1 pseudogene is annotated in these 1,487 nt (G+C 70.0%); it reads left to right on the top strand.

The window, feature by feature from the left end:
* Positions 1 to 1,452 (top strand): annotated as a pseudogene (locus C1J01_RS50860) (hypothetical protein); the annotation flags it as partial.
* Positions 1,453 to 1,487: the final 35 nt, after the last annotated feature.

Below are 1,487 nucleotides of genomic sequence, written 5' to 3'. Positions count from 1 at the left end.
GGCCCACCCGGCCCACCTGTCGCCGGGCCGCCCCCGGGCCCGCGTCCGGGCAACCCCGGCCCGCGGAAACGTCGCACCGGCCTGTGGGTCACCGCGGGCGTGGTCGCACTCGTCGTCACCGTGGCCACCGGCGCGGGAGTCGGCCTCCTCCTCCGCGACAGCACGAACACCGCCACCCCCGAGCCTGGCGCCACCATCTCCCACAGCCTCGCGCCAGAGAGCGTCGTGGTCACGGACGCGGAGATCGACGACCTGCTCACCCGCCACAGCGAGGGCCTGGCCCGCGGCGACGCGGAACGCTTCCTGTCGATCTTCGACCCGGCGGACAAGCAACTGCTCCAGCAGCAGCGACGCGTCTTCGAGAACCTGCGCAAGGTCCCACTGAGCGAAGCCGGCTACCGGATCTTGCGACGCTCGGGACGCTCCGAGGACAGCTTCGGACGCGGCGTCACCTTCACCCAGGACGTCTCGTTCATCCACCGCTTCGCCGACATCGACCTGCGACCGGTGTCGGAGTGGTACCGGTGGACGCTGGAGAAGAAGTCGGCCGACGCCCCGCTCCGGGTCACCGCCGTCGGTGGCGCCCCGCCCCCGATCGCGAGGTCGTCCTCCAAGACCGTGTACTACCCGGGCCCATGGGACATCTGGCCGGACATCACGGTCGTCAAGGCAGGCTCCGGGATCGTGCTCGCCCGACCCGAACACGCCGCGCTCGCCCGCCGCGTCGCGCCGATCGTCGAGCAGGCCACCGCACACCACAGCGCCTACTGGAAGCAGTACGGTGATCGCCAGGACCTCGTCCCACAGGGCTACCTGGTCGCCCTCGTCTCCGGCAAGGAGCAGCTCGGCAAGCTCTTCCGCACGGCCGAGGCCACGGAGGCCGGCGTGTCCATCGGCATGCCGAACGCCGCGACCGGCGCCGACGACGTGATCGTCGGCTCGACGCGGGTCGTACTCGACACCGCCTCCACCTTCTTCTCCTCCGACGACAAGATCGGCACGCTGACCCGGCACGAGCTGGCCCATTCCCTCGTCTCCGCCCTGGACCGCAGCAGCGGCCTGTCCTTCTTCGGCGGCCGCCCCCACTGGATCGACGAAGGCTTCGCCGAGTACCTGGCCAACAAGCACCTGCCCGTCAGGAGCAGCCTCAGATACGACCACGGCCGCGCCTACCTCGCCGGGCAGCTCTCCCGGCCCTTCACCGGCGAACTGCCGAACAACGACATCTGGGCCACCGGCGACCTCGGCGACGCCCACTACTTCATGGGCGAACTGATCATGCGTTTCACCGCCGACCGCTACGGTGACCGCCGCCTCGTCCAAGCCGTGACCGCGGCCCTCCAACAGGACGACGACGACCAGGCCGAACCCGCCTTCTACGACGTACTCGGCGTCGACAGAGCGGACTTCGAGCGGCAATGGGCTGCCTACGTCCGCCAGCAGCTCACCTGATCGGATCGCACATGACGAACCACCCCAACCCGTCC

The sequence above is a fragment of the Nonomuraea aridisoli genome, from assembly GCF_003236395.1.
GTDB lineage: Bacteria > Actinomycetota > Actinomycetes > Streptosporangiales > Streptosporangiaceae > Nonomuraea > Nonomuraea aridisoli.
This window is presented reverse-complemented; position numbering and strand designations above follow the sequence as displayed.